The 15,343-nt window shown below is 50.7% G+C and carries 26 protein-coding genes; 4 read left to right on the top strand and 22 right to left on the bottom strand.

Annotation, left to right across the window (positions count from 1 at the left end):
- Positions 1-287 precede the first annotated feature (287 nt).
- A complete protein-coding gene (locus tag MELB17_RS00350) occupies positions 288-524 on the top strand; it encodes an addiction module protein (RefSeq protein WP_007348109.1) in 237 nt (78 codons plus the stop codon).
- 2 nt (positions 525-526) lie between these two features.
- Positions 527-841 (top strand): hypothetical protein, encoded by a 315-nt coding sequence (locus MELB17_RS00345; RefSeq protein ID WP_007348108.1) that lies wholly within the window; start codon positions 527-529, stop codon positions 839-841.
- 90 nt (positions 842-931) lie between these two features.
- Here the strand turns inward: MELB17_RS00345 and ltrA are convergent, their stop codons facing one another.
- The gene (gene ltrA, locus MELB17_RS00340; protein WP_007348107.1) at positions 932-2,272 is read right to left on the bottom strand and encodes a group II intron reverse transcriptase/maturase; all 1,341 of its coding nucleotides are present in this window, start codon (positions 2,270-2,272) and stop codon (positions 932-934) included.
- A 652-nt stretch (positions 2,273-2,924) separates the two neighbouring features.
- Here ltrA and MELB17_RS00335 point away from each other — a divergent pair.
- Together MELB17_RS00335 and MELB17_RS00330 are read left to right on the top strand one after the other, a co-directional pair.
- A complete protein-coding gene (locus tag MELB17_RS00335; RefSeq protein ID WP_036183053.1) occupies positions 2,925-3,170 on the top strand; it encodes a type II toxin-antitoxin system CcdA family antitoxin in 246 nt (81 codons plus the stop codon).
- The gene (locus MELB17_RS00330) at positions 3,170-3,487 is read left to right on the top strand and encodes a CcdB family protein (RefSeq protein ID WP_007348105.1); all 318 of its coding nucleotides are present in this window, start codon (positions 3,170-3,172) and stop codon (positions 3,485-3,487) included. Before MELB17_RS00335 ends, MELB17_RS00330 begins: the two co-directional genes overlap by 1 nt.
- A gap of 827 nt (positions 3,488-4,314) precedes the next feature.
- On the opposite strand, the gene MELB17_RS00325 is transcribed toward MELB17_RS00330, so the two are convergent.
- The 21 genes from MELB17_RS00325 to MELB17_RS25265 form a co-directional block, all read right to left on the bottom strand.
- Positions 4,315-4,776 (bottom strand): methyltransferase family protein, encoded by a 462-nt coding sequence (locus MELB17_RS00325; RefSeq protein ID WP_007348104.1) that lies wholly within the window; start codon positions 4,774-4,776, stop codon positions 4,315-4,317.
- 42 nt (positions 4,777-4,818) lie between these two features.
- Positions 4,819-5,121, bottom strand: coding sequence for a CopG family antitoxin (locus MELB17_RS00320; RefSeq protein WP_007348103.1), 303 nt, complete (start codon positions 5,119-5,121; stop codon positions 4,819-4,821).
- Positions 5,108-5,395, bottom strand: coding sequence for a BrnT family toxin (locus tag MELB17_RS00315; RefSeq protein ID WP_007348102.1), 288 nt, complete (start codon positions 5,393-5,395; stop codon positions 5,108-5,110). Before MELB17_RS00315 ends, MELB17_RS00320 begins: the two co-directional genes overlap by 14 nt.
- 199 nt (positions 5,396-5,594) lie before the next feature.
- A complete protein-coding gene (locus MELB17_RS00310; RefSeq protein ID WP_007348101.1) occupies positions 5,595-5,891 on the bottom strand; it encodes a type II toxin-antitoxin system RelE/ParE family toxin in 297 nt (98 codons plus the stop codon).
- Positions 5,891-6,145 (bottom strand): type II toxin-antitoxin system ParD family antitoxin, encoded by a 255-nt coding sequence (locus MELB17_RS00305; protein WP_007348100.1) that lies wholly within the window; start codon positions 6,143-6,145, stop codon positions 5,891-5,893. The genes MELB17_RS00310 and MELB17_RS00305 overlap by 1 nt, the downstream gene beginning before the upstream one ends.
- Before the next feature lie 590 nt (positions 6,146-6,735).
- Positions 6,736-6,978 (bottom strand): BrnA antitoxin family protein, encoded by a 243-nt coding sequence (locus MELB17_RS00300; protein ID WP_007348099.1) that lies wholly within the window; start codon positions 6,976-6,978, stop codon positions 6,736-6,738.
- On the bottom strand, positions 6,953-7,246 hold the full coding sequence (locus tag MELB17_RS23490; RefSeq protein WP_007348098.1) for a BrnT family toxin: 294 nt from the start codon (positions 7,244-7,246) through the stop codon (positions 6,953-6,955). Before MELB17_RS23490 ends, MELB17_RS00300 begins: the two co-directional genes overlap by 26 nt.
- Positions 7,247-7,371: 125 nt before the next feature.
- Positions 7,372-7,998, bottom strand: coding sequence for a LysE family translocator (locus MELB17_RS00295; RefSeq protein ID WP_007348097.1), 627 nt, complete (start codon positions 7,996-7,998; stop codon positions 7,372-7,374).
- Between the two features lie 535 nt (positions 7,999-8,533).
- Entirely contained in the window at positions 8,534-8,875 is a 342-nt protein-coding gene (locus MELB17_RS00290; RefSeq protein WP_007348096.1) for a hypothetical protein, read from the bottom strand.
- Between the two features lie 104 nt (positions 8,876-8,979).
- On the bottom strand, positions 8,980-9,477 hold the full coding sequence (locus tag MELB17_RS00285; protein ID WP_007348095.1) for a hypothetical protein: 498 nt from the start codon (positions 9,475-9,477) through the stop codon (positions 8,980-8,982).
- Between the two features lies 1 nt (position 9,478).
- Entirely contained in the window at positions 9,479-9,799 is a 321-nt protein-coding gene (locus MELB17_RS00280; protein WP_007348094.1) for a hypothetical protein, read from the bottom strand.
- A gap of 295 nt (positions 9,800-10,094) precedes the next feature.
- The gene (locus MELB17_RS00275) at positions 10,095-10,349 is read right to left on the bottom strand and encodes a hypothetical protein (protein WP_007348093.1); all 255 of its coding nucleotides are present in this window, start codon (positions 10,347-10,349) and stop codon (positions 10,095-10,097) included.
- 17 nt (positions 10,350-10,366) lie between these two features.
- Positions 10,367-10,687 (bottom strand): hypothetical protein, encoded by a 321-nt coding sequence (locus MELB17_RS00270; RefSeq protein ID WP_036183046.1) that lies wholly within the window; start codon positions 10,685-10,687, stop codon positions 10,367-10,369.
- Between the two features lie 110 nt (positions 10,688-10,797).
- A complete protein-coding gene (locus MELB17_RS00265) occupies positions 10,798-11,436 on the bottom strand; it encodes a LysE family translocator (RefSeq protein ID WP_007348091.1) in 639 nt (212 codons plus the stop codon).
- 298 nt (positions 11,437-11,734) lie between these two features.
- The gene (locus tag MELB17_RS23485) at positions 11,735-12,238 is read right to left on the bottom strand and encodes a hypothetical protein (RefSeq protein WP_157133222.1); all 504 of its coding nucleotides are present in this window, start codon (positions 12,236-12,238) and stop codon (positions 11,735-11,737) included.
- Positions 12,239-12,366: 128 nt separating this feature from the next.
- On the bottom strand, positions 12,367-12,720 hold the full coding sequence (locus MELB17_RS00260) for a hypothetical protein (RefSeq protein ID WP_007348089.1): 354 nt from the start codon (positions 12,718-12,720) through the stop codon (positions 12,367-12,369).
- Between the two features lie 59 nt (positions 12,721-12,779).
- The gene (locus tag MELB17_RS00255) at positions 12,780-13,178 is read right to left on the bottom strand and encodes a GFA family protein (protein ID WP_007348088.1); all 399 of its coding nucleotides are present in this window, start codon (positions 13,176-13,178) and stop codon (positions 12,780-12,782) included.
- A gap of 98 nt (positions 13,179-13,276) precedes the next feature.
- Positions 13,277-13,765: an Sbal_3080 family lipoprotein gene (locus MELB17_RS00250; RefSeq protein ID WP_007348087.1), complete on the bottom strand. Its 489-nt coding sequence runs from the start codon at positions 13,763-13,765 to the stop codon at positions 13,277-13,279.
- A gap of 106 nt (positions 13,766-13,871) precedes the next feature.
- Positions 13,872-14,138 (bottom strand): DUF2442 domain-containing protein, encoded by a 267-nt coding sequence (locus tag MELB17_RS00245; protein ID WP_036183041.1) that lies wholly within the window; start codon positions 14,136-14,138, stop codon positions 13,872-13,874.
- Positions 14,098-14,337, bottom strand: a complete 240-nt coding sequence (locus tag MELB17_RS23480) for a DUF4160 domain-containing protein (protein WP_081622871.1) — start codon at positions 14,335-14,337, stop codon at positions 14,098-14,100. Before MELB17_RS23480 ends, MELB17_RS00245 begins: the two co-directional genes overlap by 41 nt.
- Positions 14,338-14,971: 634 nt before the next feature.
- Complete coding sequence (locus MELB17_RS25265) at positions 14,972-15,187, bottom strand: hypothetical protein (protein ID WP_007348084.1); 216 nt, start codon at positions 15,185-15,187, stop codon at positions 14,972-14,974.
- Positions 15,188-15,343: the final 156 nt, after the last annotated feature.

Genomic DNA, 15,343 nt, shown 5'->3' with positions numbered 1-15,343 from the left:
GTAGCAGCATCAAGCCATCCCAGCAGGAGACCAGAAACACCCATGACAATGACCTTATTTTTTTATCGTGATAGCCGCGAGGTTTAGGCTCGTCTCAAAGAAATAGCGGCGTTTTATAACGTCGCTATTTCCCTCAAGTTCATTTTAGATATTTGCTATATAGAGAGTGTCGAGGCCGGCCGGGCTCGTTCAACAACCGAATAAGTCGCGGCAAGCGCGACTTATCCTTATTCGTTAGGGCCGTCGAATCGAGATAGCATAGCCGTATCGCTACTCGCGGAGGCACCATGACTACGAACACATTAAATCACCTACGCTCCCAGATTTCGACTCTCTCCGAGTCGGAACGTGCAGCGCTAGCGCGCGAGCTCATAATGAGCTTAGACGGCCCTCGTGACGACTCTGTTGAACGGGACTGGAATGATGAAATTATTCGCCGTGTGTCCAAGGTCAAAAGCGGTAAGGCCACACTTCTCAGCCGCGAAGAATTTCGAACAAAGATGCGAGCGAGGCTAAGCCAGTAACAATGCGAACGGTAAGGATACTGGAAGAAGCCTCGCAGGAAGCTATAGAGGCGGCAGCATGGTACGAATATGAGCAACCTGAACTCGGAGCCGAGTTCTTCGCTGCTGTTGAGGTTGCCATCGACGTTATTGAAGAAAACTTCATCCCCTTATCTCCTCTCCCCGAAGAAGCCGGCCATACCGGTGCAAAGCGACTGATTCTGGAGCGCTTCCCTTACGACATTGTTGCGATTGAGTTGCCGGAGGAAAGCGTAGTGATCGCTATTGCCCACCACTCCCGAAAGCCTGGCTATTGGCGGACGCGCAGTAAGCCCTAATCGGGATAGGGCGAGGCCTCACGGCCCCACTCCCCCCACACCACCGGGCATACGGATCACGTACCACGGCGGTTCGGTTGATTGAGTTGTTCAGCAATCTACAAGATCCGGGAGCCCCATAGAGGCAAAGTACTGCCTCGTCAGGGCCTGTCTTAACCCCGGACTATGGCTCAAACGCCACGGGCCATGAGCAGACTTGGCCGTATTCCAGGCCAGCTTTACACTCACCCCGCGCTTGCGCAACTGGCGGTAACCGGATCGTCCCCATTGCTTTAAGTGATAACACCGGAGCTTGCGACGTACCCACCTTTCCAAATCCCGGATCGGCGATTTCACTTGCGCAAAACCGTAATAGCCTTTCCAGCCTCTCAGGTACACCACTAACTCATCAATCACCGTTTGCAGGGTACGACCTCGCGTTCGCCGGGTGATAGCCCGAACGCGATACTTGAACTGCTGAATCGCGTCTTCGCTCACCTTGCGTCGCTTTTCCCGATCCCGTCGAGTGAACGTGAACCCCAGGAACACTCGCTCCCAGGGACGACCAACCGCGCTCTTTTCCTCATTAACGGTAAGTTTCAGCCGACGATGTAGATAGCCGGTGATGCTTGCCAGTACGCGTTGACCGGAACGCTGGCTTTTGACGTAGATGTTGCAGTCGTCCGCGTAGCGGACGAACCGGTGACCACGTTGTTCCAGCTCTTTGTCCAGTTCATCCAGTAGCAGGTTCGCTAACAGTGGTGACAGCGGGCCGCCCTGTGGGGTGCCTTCCGAGGCCGGAGCCCAGACATTGCCCACCATGGCACCCGCTTTGAGGTAGCTGTTGATCAGTTTGAGTACCCGTTCATCCGTGATTCGTCGCTTCACCAGCGTCATCAGTTTGTCGTGGTTGACCCGGTCAAAGAACTTTTCCAGGTCCATGTCCACGGTCCATCGATACCCTTCGTTGATGTAATGTTGGGCCTGATGGATGGCCTGATGGGCAGAGCGCCCAGGTCTGAAGCCATAGCTGGAATGGGAGAAGCTTCCGTCCCACTCCGCCTGCAAGACCTGGAGCATCGCCTGTTGGATCAGGCGGTCGAGTACGGTCGGGATGCCCAGTTTACGCACACCGCCTTTGGGCTTGGGTATCTCTACCTGTCGTACCGGCTGAGGCCGGTACGTGCCTTCCAGCAGTTGTGCAGCAATTCTGGGCCAATGCTGTTGAACAAAGGCGGTCAGGTCGTCAACGGTCATGCCGTCTATCCCTGCGCTTCCTTTGTTGCGTTTGACCTGACGGAAGGCGCGGCGCAGGTTGTCCCTGTCCAGTACCCGTTCCATCAGTCGATCGTGAACAACCGGAGTGTCTTCTCTGTCAGATCCAGCCACCACTTCACCCCCTGTTTCCAGGGTCAGCGCTTGCTGTTTTTCCGGTGCACTATGGGGTCTCATCACAACAGTAACTGCTCTCTTCTTTCAAACCCCTGTTCCAAGGGGTACCGTTCGGGCCTTCCCATAGACATTCACTCCTGAATAAAATCAGTCGAGTAATCACCGGTACTATGCCCTCTGCTGACTTCTCCTGTGCGGTCGGGGCCAATCACTCAGCCCCCAGCGGTTTTCAACTGCACGCAGTTTCCCAGCGCAGCAACAGGAGATCTCCCGGGGTAAGACACTTAACTTTCATCGCGTAGACGCTCAATTTATAAAACATATCCCAGTTGCAGATGGAGGGCTTGGCAGTCACGTGCCCGCTGGCCCCGAATATGTCACACCTCATATTGAGTTCTTGTTCATCGCCCCGCGATTTGCCTTAGAAGGCCCTACTGTTGGTGCGTTGGGCTTCCTCCAGACCTCCCTCACGGGTTTAGCCCTTGCCCTTTCGCTAACCTTCGGCTCTGCGAATACCTGGTATCGGGACTTTCACCCGACTAGTTAAGTGCCATGCCCGGCACACACGCTGAGATAAGCGGCGGCTAAAAGCCGTCCGGTGGACGGCTTTTAGCCGGGAACGAATTTGATTGATTGGTTAAATGCACTTGAATGCGCACCCGCATACGCATAAGCTGTGTAAAAGCCAGCAAATAGCTCTGTGGAGGCCAAAATGCATGAGCTCTACGATATAGCTTCTCCTAAAAAGGCAACGAATCTGTCCGTGAACAGCGACCTGCTTTCAAAAACGCGAGCGTTGAACATCAATCTCTCGGCCACGCTTGAGCGAGCTTTGAGAGAAGAGTTGGCGAAACGCAAAGCAGCTCAATGGGCCGACGAAAACCGCGCCGCCATCACAAGTTACAACGAATTCGTTGAGCAGCATGGTTGCTTCGGTGACGAATTTAGGGAATTTTAATGGCCCAGTTCGACGTATACCCCAATCCGAACAAAGCCAGCAAATCGTTTTATCCCTACTTGGTCGACATTCAAAGCCTGCACTTATCTGAACTGGCAACACGCATCGTTATTCCGCTTGGCTGGCTCTCAGCCTTCGGGAACCAAACGATGCAGGGCCTCACTCCAGAGGTCACCTTCGATGGCCAGAAACTTCTGTTGCTGACACCTCAAATATCCTCAGTGCCCACCAAGCAACTGAATAACCCCGCAGGCTCATTAACCCACTTTCGAGACCAGATAGTAGATGCCCTGGACTTCGCGATCACTGGCATTTAACGCTTAGCTCACCGAGTGAATAATTTGGCGCGTTTTTGCGGCTCTTTGCAAAAAAAAGCGCAAAATTATGAATCCGGTGTAGCGCCTTGTGTACGCCCAGCATGGGCATGAACTAATGGGGTGAAAGTCCCCTGTGGGGGAGGTCACCGTTCAGCCAGTTTTACCGATTGAACGCTAACCACTAGCGAATGGCAAGGGCCAACCCGCGAGGCGCGGTCTGGAGGAAGCCGCTGGCAAAGCTGCGAGCTGATGAATAAGAACATCATATGAGGCGTAAGCCGGAGGTGAGTTGGCACAAGACGACGAAGCCGCGTGATCTGACGGCCACCGTAAATGATGCAGTTGTGCGGTGAAAGTTCATGCTCTTATCTGGGGCGGTCCGACGCATCGGGATCTGCTCAACGAGCGATCGGTCAATTACCAGTCAGGCCACTGGTCGATCAAGCCTGGGCGCAGTCGTTGCCATCGGCGGTTGCGAGCGAACGAGGTGGACACCGATAGCGCCGATAGGGGTAACCCCGCCGGTGATTGAGCAGAAGTCAGCAGACGGCATAGTAGCCAAACGCCCATCGTAATGGTTGGGACAGGGTGAAGGCCTGAACCCGAAAATCAATGAGGAGCCTGTGCAGCTCAACGATTCCATGTCCGACCGGACTGAGGAACGTTGGCGCAAAATCAGAAGCCATCATTGGGGTAGGAGGAGGTAATCGGCCATCTTACTCTGAACGTTTTCGGGAAACGCCCTGTGCGGACCCGCCGGTCCGACGCATCGGTGCAGGGTGTTGTGGGGGCTGGGGGTTAGATACCCCCGGCTACCCGATTGGGCGTCAAAACCACCGACGCACCGCTGCTTCATACTGACAGTAAGCCTCACCAAACTTCTCTCGCATGTGCCGCTCCTCTGGGACGATTTGAAACCGGTTCATATAAATAACGAATGCCGAAAGCAGCACAAGACTTGCTAGATTGCTCAGAAAAATTCCCCAAGCAATAAGAACGAGCAAGAACCCAACGTACATCGGGTTTCGACTTATTCGATAGACCCCGCGAACGACAAGGCTAACGGATTGATCTGGCACTCGCGGGTCGACGGTTGTGCCCGCTGACCGAAATTCCAATACGCCAAGTAACGCAAAAGCAACACCAATTGCCGCAAACACCAGTGCTGCAAGCGGAGATACGGACAAAGTGAAACCAAGACTCGGGACAGCGACCGCCAATGTCCACATGAGGCTTGCAGTAACAAGCACCTGAACAACTGGTGGGATTTTTAGCTCTAATGTCTGCACGATGATTCCTTTGGCGCCCAACGCAGAAGGCAGCGGCGCGCGTCAGCGCGTCCGCTGGCCTGACTTGTTAGCAGAGATGTCCTTGAACCCACCAGAGACATACTTGTGCAAAACACTGGAAACCAGAGATTGGTACGGCAGGCCCTCCTCCAAAGCCCGGCGCTGAAGTGCCTCCAGATCCCGCCTAGAAATACGGATATTGATCCGCTTGTCTTTCTTGAAGGTTTCTTCGGCTGCCTTCGTGAGATGCTCGCGCCGATCGGCATCCAGATCCGATTCGAATTCCCCGGACTCGTATGCCTCAAGCAACTCTTGCTCTTCAGAATCTAATTTAATCTTGGCCATACAATCCCCCTAAAAATTTCTTGGTGGCCTTGCGGCTGGGGATGATCGTTTTGAGAAAGATCTCCCCGTCATTCTCAACATACGGTACCAGCCAGGCGTAATCATCAATCCGAACCACAAACAGACGCTGATTCGGATACTTATCACTGTTGGGATGAGGTCCATCATCAAGTAAACCATCAGACTGAAGGGCGAACAGAACGTCTTCGAAAGAAGCTCCGCGCTCGCTCATCAACTGCTGGTTCTTTTCAGCATTCCAGTTAATTTGCTTCATGACATGAGTCTAGCAGAGTGTGTGCCTATTGGCATCTTGCTAACGCTTTGTTCAGCGGCAGCCTTGGCAGAGCGAAGCGGCGACAAGGCTGTCCGGTGGAGGGCCGTCAGGCCCGGACCGAACTGGAACTATTTGTTGGGCGACAACGGCACGGGGCCTGGATGAAAGTTTTGCAGCTGCGCCGGAAACATAGTCGCCACTAATCCAGAAGCCTCTCAGGTGCATCCATGTCCTCGTGCAACACACGAACAATAAGCACCTCCGATTCAAGCACTTGATAAAAAACAGCGTGATGCTCGACCTGCAACCTGCGATACCCATGAAGAACATGGGCGTAGTTCGCGCCTAGTGACGGATGATTAATCAGCTGCTGCATTCCTGTTTCCAGTTGATCTAGGTATTTATCCGCCTGATCAACACCCCATTCTTCGCAGGTGTACACCCAAATTCCGATAAGGTCTGATTCCGCCTTCGGCGTGATGCTCAGATTGAACACTAATCAGCCGCCTTCATGCGCTTACGGCCACCAGCCTTGATAGCCGATATGTCAAGCGGCTTAGGCGTTCCGCTTGATTCACCCTCAAACAGAGCCTGCCGCAGCGTGGCAAGACGTATCTGGGCTTGCTGGTCTCGCCGGATGAGATAGCGTATATACTCACTATCATTGCCGAAGTGACCGCTTTCAATCTGGCCTTTCACCCAACCGTCTTGTTGCTCAGTCAGCGTAATAGTTTTCCGGTGCATGCTCATAGCTGGTACTCCAAATACAGGTAAGGTATGACAATATCATACCTCCCGCTTGCACCCAATCAATGCGCCACTTCTTGGCGCCCAACGCGAAGCTAAGCGGTGCCCTGACAAGGGCATCCGGTGGACGGCCGTCAGGCCGGGAACGAACTTAAGCGACTGGTTAGCTGGGTGTAACGGTGAAGCCACTCCCTGGCAACCAATACGATGGCCTGCGCCACTGCTGCTTTGCACCAAAATTTGCCGGTGCACCGCGTTTAAAAACACCGCACTCCATACGGTGAATGAATCTGAACATCAGACTAGCAGATCAAAACCAAGCGCGCGCCGGACAGCCCCACAAACGGAACGCTCAACTTTCTTTCACCACTGCTGAATCACTGAGCTACCAACTGACCACCGATTTAGACGGCCTTGGCAAACACCAAAACTCGCCGGTTTGCGACCAAATCTGAACCAAGGCCACTGGTGCCGAACGACCCAAAAGGCACCACATAAATCCAGCTAACGCCTAGCACAACGGCGTAGTAATGTTGGCGACTTTGCTGCGTGTTTTTGCGGCAAAGGTGCCAATATTACGGAGTCCGTTGGTGCTACTTGTTAGCATTTTTTTGATGTGCCACATACTCATCCAGTAACTCACGAATCATTTTTTGATACTGCATGTGGTTAGTTTTGGCGGCCTGTTTAAAATATGCAACACTCTCGGAACTTAATGAAATAGTTACTTTAGTATTTTCACTTTTTAATTTCAGCTCTTCAGGTGAAGGTAAGAAGTCAGCAACAAGTCTTACTTCACCAATTGGCTCATCAGTGTATTGAATTTGCTTGTTCATATAATTTTCTCCCTTTTCTCCAGTAACCAGCACCAATAATTCTGATCTGGTTATTTCGATAAGTAAAACGAACAGTTAAGATGCCTGAATTTTCTTGATTTAAACCAAAACAAAAATAACGTTTTTCATCTTGGCTATGTACAACATCTTCGGCAATAACACGTCGATCATCTTTGAATGCATGTTGAGCATCGTAAAACGATACGCCATGCTTTTCTTGATTTTCGAGGTTTTTCGCCTCATCCCACTCAAAGTTTGATTTATTCATAGGGAAATTATAACGGTAGTATGGGCATATAGCCATACTCGGTTTGTATTTTTATGCTAACGTAGAAGTAACCGGACCTGCGCGGCTTTTCGCGCAGGTCCGGTTGACTGCCGGGTTAGCCGCCTTCATGCCGGACGCTTGGCTAGGAGTGCCCACACGCCCGCCGCCGACAGTAGCGAACCGCCTGCCAGATTGAAGCGCCGCTGCGCGCGTGACGAGGCGAGAAGCTTGCGCGCTGAGCCGGCGAACACTGCGTATAGCGTTGCGTTGAGCGTGGCCATGACTACGAACGTGACCGCCAGAACCCAAAGCTGCTGAGTGACAGCTCCCCTGGGGCTGATGAACTGTGGCAGGAAGGCCACGAAGAACACGATGCCCTTCGGATTGAGCGCGGTGACCAGATAGGTGTTTGCGAACAACCGCCAGCGGGACCCCGGCGCAACTGGCGCCGCCAACTCGGTGGACGAGATGCCTGCGCGCAGGAGTTTGATGCCGAGGTACAGCAGATACAAACCACCCACCAACTTGACCACCGTGAACCAGAAGGCCGACGTTGCCAGGAGTGCGCCCAAGCCGAGGAGTGATACCACCAGTGCCGTTGAATCACCCAGCGCGACTGCGGCGACGAGCGACACGTTCGCGCGCCGTCCATGCGCCATGGAGTAGCTGATGACCGTGAGAATGGTCGGGCCTGGGATGATGAGAAGCACAGCAGATGCGGCGACGAAGGCAAGCCAGAGCTCGATGGACATGGGTGGTACTCCTTTAGGCGGCTAACGCGAAGCTAAGCGGTGCCCTGACAAGGGCATCCGGTGGACGGCCGTCAGGCCGGGAACGAACTTAAGCGACTGGTTAGCTGGGTGTAACGGTGAAGCCACTCCCTGGCAACCAATACGATGGCCTGCGCCACTGCTGCTTTGCACCAAAATTTGCCGGTGCACCGCGTTTAAAAACACCGCACTCCATACGGTGAATGAATCTGAACATCAGACTAGCAGATCAAAACCAAGCGCGCGCCGGACAGCCCCACAAACGGAACGCTCAACTTTCTTTCACCACTGCTGAATCACTGAGCTACCAACTGACCACCGATTTAGACGGCCTTGGCAAACACCAAAACTCGCCGGTTTGCGACCAAATCTGAACCAAGGCCACTGGTGCCGAACGACCCAAAAGGCACCACATAAATCCAGCTAACGCCCAGCTCAACTGCGTAGCAAGCTGGCGGGCTTTTTGGAACAAAAAGCGTGACAGTTTGCGGAGTCAGATTGAAGCTGCTTGTTAGCACTACAGTGTTTGTAAGAAAGCTATTAGTGCGGATCCGATTGATGCTATTGATGCGCCATGACCAAGCCATTTAAATAATTTACTATCTGAAATAGATTGTAGTTGTTTTTCTTTTGGTTGCTCTTTCCCATCACTCAAAATTTGTAGTACTTCTTTTATATATTCCTGTGGAGTATCTCCAGGAAGACCGAGAGACTTTAAATCCGCAGCGGATACAAAAATATCCATTGCTTTACCATTATCTTTAAAAGTAGTACCTGACATTTCTATCTCAGCGGATGTCGGTGCTTTTATACCAATGCCATTTCCTTCAAAGTGGCAATCTGTCATTTTTATAGCCATGCTCGATTCCTTTTAAGGTGCTAACGCCAGCCAGCATGCGCGGCTGCGGAATGGAGGCGAAGCCGCAATGCAGTAGACGTCGCCGTGACTGGCCTTGTTACAAATTAACTATCCCCGGACTCAAAAATTGAGTGCAACTCTTCTGGGCTCAAGAAGTCACTATCAACTTTTATGATTTCGTCACTGGAAAGCACTCTGAATACAAAAGTTCCGGTACGCTCGGTAATGAAATAGTAATGATCTAGGCCATTGATTCTCCAATGTCCTGTACCTAAGCCAGAAGTGAATGCATCCCTGAAAGCTTCCAGCTTATCCTTATCACAAGAGTTACGGGTGTCGTCCTTTTGTATTACAGAACTAAAAAATTCTGAATAATTACAATCACCCTTCTCGATAGATTCAGAGTTGGAAAAAGCTAAATACTTTTTTCCTTTTTCCCGACTATATTTAAAAACCAGAAAATTTTCCCTGTCACCTGTAGCTCCAATCTCTTCAACTCCACTGGGAAGATAATATGATTCCCCCTCATATCTAAAGTGGATGGACTGGCTGCTGGCGCATCCTGAAATCAAAAATACCAATAAAATGAAATAAACCTTCATTTCATATCCCTATTAATGCAAGTTTTACTTTTGACTTATACAAGGATGCGACTCTTGCACGACAGGACTCATACACAGATGTATCACCGACAGCTATATTTTTTCCGATTTTAGCCAATTGCTTAGCAATATATTTTAGGCCGGGCTTGCCAGTTGCGGGCGAAGGCACCATGTCCATTGAAGCTGAGCAGGACTGTGCTTCTTGAAGCGCGAAGTAAACTACCTTGGCAGCCTCATCATTTACAGAGTGCGAGGCCGCTAGCCCATCACCCCAGAAATAATTAATAACTACCGCAATGTATTCTCTTTCTTCTGAGTTCATCTGAACCTCCTTTTTCAATATGGCGAGTCATCCAGACTCGATTTTGCCGATAAGATACTACTTTTTCTCCGGCTTCATGGCAATTTGTAACGCTGAGCACAGCGGCGGCACGTCGGTGACGTCCGGCGGCCGTAAGCCGCGTACTGCTGCGATTTGTTAGCTGGGTGTAACTGACAGCCCAGATCCTGGCACTCAAAATGATAGCCTATTCCGCTGTTGCCCTTATGCCAAGATCCCCAGATGCGCAGTGTCAAAAACACTGCAACCGATGCGGCGAATGAACCAGAACGCCAGATTAGCAGACCAACAACTTGCTTACGCCGGACAGCCCCACAAACAGAACGCCCAATTTTCTGTCGCCACTTTTTAACCGCTGTGCTGCCAACTGACCACCGATTTCGACGGCCTTGGCAAACACCGAAACTCGCCGGTTTGCTGCCAAACCTGAACCAAGGCCACTGATACCGAGCCACCAAAAAGGAACCACATCAATCCAGCTAACGCGAAGCGCACCGGTGGCTTTGACGCAGCGAAGCGGAGACAAAGGCATCCGAGTGCCGCGTCTGGTTATGTTTGATGTTCGATTTCCACAGCCGACTCGTCTCCACAATGAATGAAGAATTCTCCTTTCGCTGAGCGTGAAGATAGAAACTGAAACCAACCACGGCCGGATTTCTCGCGACTATCATCATTTCCAGACCAAGAAAACTCGACTCGTCCTCCATCATCAGGAATGCGGTAGTCAATTTGGCCCTCGACTGCTCCGAATACAAAAAAGCCAAGGCCATCTTCATCGAACTGGAAGTATCCGGGCTCGACAAGATCAACAAAGTCCTGATCCCACATTTCCATCCACTTAATGCGCCAGCGTCCAACGACTTTACTCAAACTGCCTCCTTAAAACATAACGCCGCAATTTGCTGAAGGCAACTGATTGGCGGGTTTTGGTCAAGCAGTTGACTTTCAGTAACATTGCTTTGTTATGCGAAACATTTGCCTCACGTTCGGTCACTCAAGGCTAATCGGGTTCCAAGACCTACAAACAACGTGCCTAAGCCTCGATCCATCCAAGACGCTACCTTGGGATTTTCGCTGAGGTATCTTGTTAATTTTGACCCAAGAATAACCAATGGGGGCTCGATAAATGCCGCGACCACTATGATAAGTGTGCCATGTAAAAACAACTGAGCACTTGTAGGACCCGCACCAACGACGATAAATTGTGGTAAAAAGGCCAAAAAGAAAATGGCAACTTTCGGATTCAGTGCAGACACAAGAACGCCCTGCCGAAAGATTTTTAGATTCGATGATTGTGTTGTTTCTCTGTCGGAGGAATAAGATGCTCCATTGGAACGAAATGCTTGAATCCCTAACCAAATAAGATATATCGCGCCTACCCATTTGACGAATGTAAAAGCGGTAGCCGAAGTAGCTAAGATTGCCGATAACCCGACCGCTGCTAGCAAAACATGCAAAAACGCGCCGCTCCAAATTCCGAACATTGCGGCAAACCCTGAGCGTTGACCATTTCTTGCCGTTTGCGCAAGGATGTAAGCAATATCCGGCCCCGGCGAAAGATTTAAAAGAATCGCAGCTATAAAAAATGTGCTCCAATGAGCTAGGGTGTAATCGAACATTTATTTTTCATCTCCGTTGTATGTGTTTCTCATAACGAGGCTGTAGGAAAACCCCCGAGCCCTTTTGTGATAACGTTCCTACGTAAAATCTAGGTCTGCTTTCAACGATAAGTGCTCCAGATTTTAAGAATAGGCGCTATTTTTAGCTTAATTATTGATCGATTCAAGGCCGAAAAAAGCCTTTGACCTTTTTCTACAGCCTCAACGCCTGGATTTGCGGCTTGGGTGAACTGGCGACTTTTTTGCTGCGCAGCGCGAAAAAGGTGACAGTTTACCCAAGTCCGGCAAGATGCACTTGTTATGCAATCGGATCGCCATTTATATCAGTAATTGTTAAAAATGTATCGAACTCGCCATTGGAGAATGAGTTATCTGCGAGCCACTGATTAACCGAAGTGCATACATCTCTGCAAAACACATCTACTTGTAGTTGAAGAGCATTGCCATGTTGATTATTGTGCACAGTCGATCCTTCGGGAGGAACAACAAAATTGAAATTTTCTATAACCTGTTGAGCACGTTGCTTTGATATGTCATGTGAACCCTCATGCAATAGTGCACAACGCAAGGCATAGCAATCTTCGCCTCGAAGGAATATATGTTCTTCTCGATCTGGCCCAACGTGGCTGGTGTACTTGGTCAACATATATTGGTTATACCATTTTACGTATCTGCGTTGACTGCCATCATTAGGAGAACACACATTTGCACAGATATCTGGCAGAGCTAGTGCTAGCGCTAAAGCTGAATACCAGTTCTTTTCATTTAAAGATCTTTCAATTGCCTGAGTAAATCTGATCATTTAACTTCCCTGCATAACGCCAAGCTAAGCGGTGCCCGACTAGGGCATCCGGTGGACGGCCTTCAGGCCGGGAACGAACTTGAGCGATTGGTTAGCTGGGTATAACTGACAGGCCCAGCTCTTGGCACTCAAAATGATAGCCTACTCCGCTGCTGCTCTTGCACCAAAATCCGCCGATGCACAGTGTCAAAAAGCACCGCAGCCGATGCGGCGAATGAACCTGAACGCCAGATTACCAGGCGCAGGCCCAAGTTTGCGCGGATGGCCCCGCACGGCGAGCACCAACCTTTATGCCAACACTGCTGGCCGATTGAACCGCCAAACTGACCACGGATTCCGACGGCCTTGGCGTAACTGAAAATTACCGGTTTTGCTACCAACTCTGGGCCAAGGCCACTGGCACCGAACCACCAAAAAGGAACCACATCAATCCAGCTAACGCTGAGTTCAGCGGCAGCCTTGGCGTAGCGAAGCGGAGTCAAGGCTGTCCGGTGGAGGCCCGCAGGGCCGGAACGAACTGAAACGACTGGTTATCACTGTTTCAGGGATTCTCAGCATATTGCGGCAAATCGTCAGTGATCGTGAACCAAGGCGCTTTGTTTTTCACGAAAACATGACGTTCTGCACGGACTCCCGGATCAGTATCGAGAGTGCCGAATGGAAAAGCATAAATCTCAGGATTAGCGTCGAACTTTGTGTAGATACTTGAACCGCATGTTGAGCAGAACGCTTTGTGTTCACCCGGCGAAGACTCATAGAATTTGATCAGATCCTGACCTTTGACGGTTTGCCAATCCGAAACCCGCACCTTAGCTCGAGTTCTGAAAGCCGAAGCATGAAGCTTGCGGCACATCGAGCAATGACAGTTGAGAACGTCGGTGATACCACCATTGATTTCGTATTGGATGCCCCCGCAGAGACAGCTTCCCGACTGCTTCATTGATTTTTCTCCTTGAGTGATAACGCTAAACGAAGCGGCGCGTTTACGCGTCCGCCTTGCGTGACTTGTTAGCATAAACGGAACTCTCGCATTCGTTGCTAGACATTACCCAGCACCTTATTTGCTTCTTCTTTCGTGATCTTCCCAAATAATGCATCCAGCAAAATTCTCAACCGTTGCTCTCCATTTCCAAATTTTCCGAATGCACCATATTTTAGAGCGTCAAACTGTAAAGAGCCTAAAGTTTTCCCGTCTGATACAAGACTCATTTCCGCTTCTCTCATATATAGAGCCATATCCCAGCTCCACCAAGCGCGATATTTAAATACATTATCCTCGGTCTCGGAATCACTCATTGCTTCAATGATAGATACCTTGTAGTTGTTTTCATTAAACCAAGAAATTAATACGGGAAGAACGGTTTCCCTAGTTGGCCCGTCCCTGAGAATTGCAATCTCTACTGGATCTTTGTCAACCTGGTGCAACCTAAGGTCATTTTCGTCGACTTTATCAAACGACACTAGGCCTTTATTTGTTGCGCATCCAGTCATAAACAATGCAATTATAAGCGTAAAAATAATTTTCATTTTTCCTCCTGATTGATTTAAATATTCATGCTAACGCTTGCAGCATGCGCGCCCTTGGAATGGAGCCGAAGGCGCAATGTAAAGGGCGTCGCCGTGCCTGCACTGGTTATGTGCTGTGAGCGACGTTTGGAAACCTCTCAGGATGCTCAATAATTTCCGCCGTCAGGTCTACATCAAGCTCAGGCCAATAGAAGTGCCCAGGAGACTGCTCCTCGACATTCACAATTGCACTGACTCGCTGTTCCTTGAACCAAGGAAAATTTTTGTACGACATGAAAAACTCACGGTCGTGCGCAAGAAGCCACACACCATGTGCAGAGATATTTGTCACCTCAACTGCTGAAGTGCTGTTTCCAAGCGCTGACAAGCTCATCGCGGTGATCCTCCACCAATGATTCGATTTCTTTTAATTGCTGCCGGTTGTACCCGTAATTTTTGGCAAGCTCAAGATCTGGTTCAAGCCAGAATTTAGCCTCGCCATCACCTGAGACTACATGAACATGCATGCGAGATTCTTCTCGCGAAAAGAAAAAGAAGCGATATCCCTTCTCTCTGAATACTGTAGGACTCATCCATACTCCTCACATAACGCTGAGCACAGCGGCGGCACGTCAGTGACGTCCGGCGGCCGTAGGCCGCGTACTGCTGCGATTTGTTAGCTGGGTGTAACTGACAGCCCAGCCCCTGGCACTCAAAGTGATAGCCTACTCCGCCGCTGCCCTTCCACCAAAATCCGCCGATGCACAGTGTCCTAAAACACCGCAGCCGATGCGGCGAACGAACCTGAACGCCAGATTACCAGGCGCAGACCTAAGTTTGCGTGGACGGCCCCACACGGCGAGCACCAAATTTTATGGCAATGCCGGTGAACGATTGAGCTGCCAAACTGATCACCGACTTAGACGGCCTTGGCGTAGCTGAAAGTTACCGGTTTTGCTACGAACCTGAGCCAAGGCCACTGGCACCAAGCCACCAAAAAGGCACCACATCAATCCAGCTAACGCTGAGCACAGCGGCGGCACGTCGGTGACGTCCGGCGGCCGTAAGCCGCGTACTGCTGCGATTTGTTAGCTGGGTGTAACTGACAGCCCAGATCCTGGCACTCAAAATGATAGCCTATTCCGCTGTTGCCCTTATGCCAAGATCCCCAGATGCGCAGTGTCAAAAACACTGCAACCGATGCGGCGAATGAACCAGAACGCCAGATTAGCAGACCAACAACTTGCTTACGCCGGACAGCCCCACAAACAGAACGCCCAATTTTCTGTCGCCACTTTTTAACCGCTGTGCTGCCAACTGACCACCGATTTCGACGGCCTTGGCAAACACCGAAACTCGCCGGTTTGCTGCCAAACCTGAACCAAGGCCACTGATACCGAGCCACCAAAAAGGAACCACATCAATCCAGCTAACGCTGAGCACAGCGGCGGCACGTCAGTGACGTCCGGCGGCCGTAGGCCGCGTACTGCTGCGATTTGTTAGCTGGGTATAACTGACAGGCCCAGCTCTTGGCACTCAAAATAATAGCCTACTCCGCCGCTGCCCTTTCACCAAAATCTGCCGAGGCACGATGCTTAA

The sequence above is a fragment of the Marinobacter sp. ELB17 genome, from assembly GCF_000169375.1.
Lineage (GTDB): Bacteria > Pseudomonadota > Gammaproteobacteria > Pseudomonadales > Oleiphilaceae > Marinobacter.
Note: the sequence above shows the minus strand (reverse complement) of the source record. Positions and strands in the feature narration are given on the sequence as shown.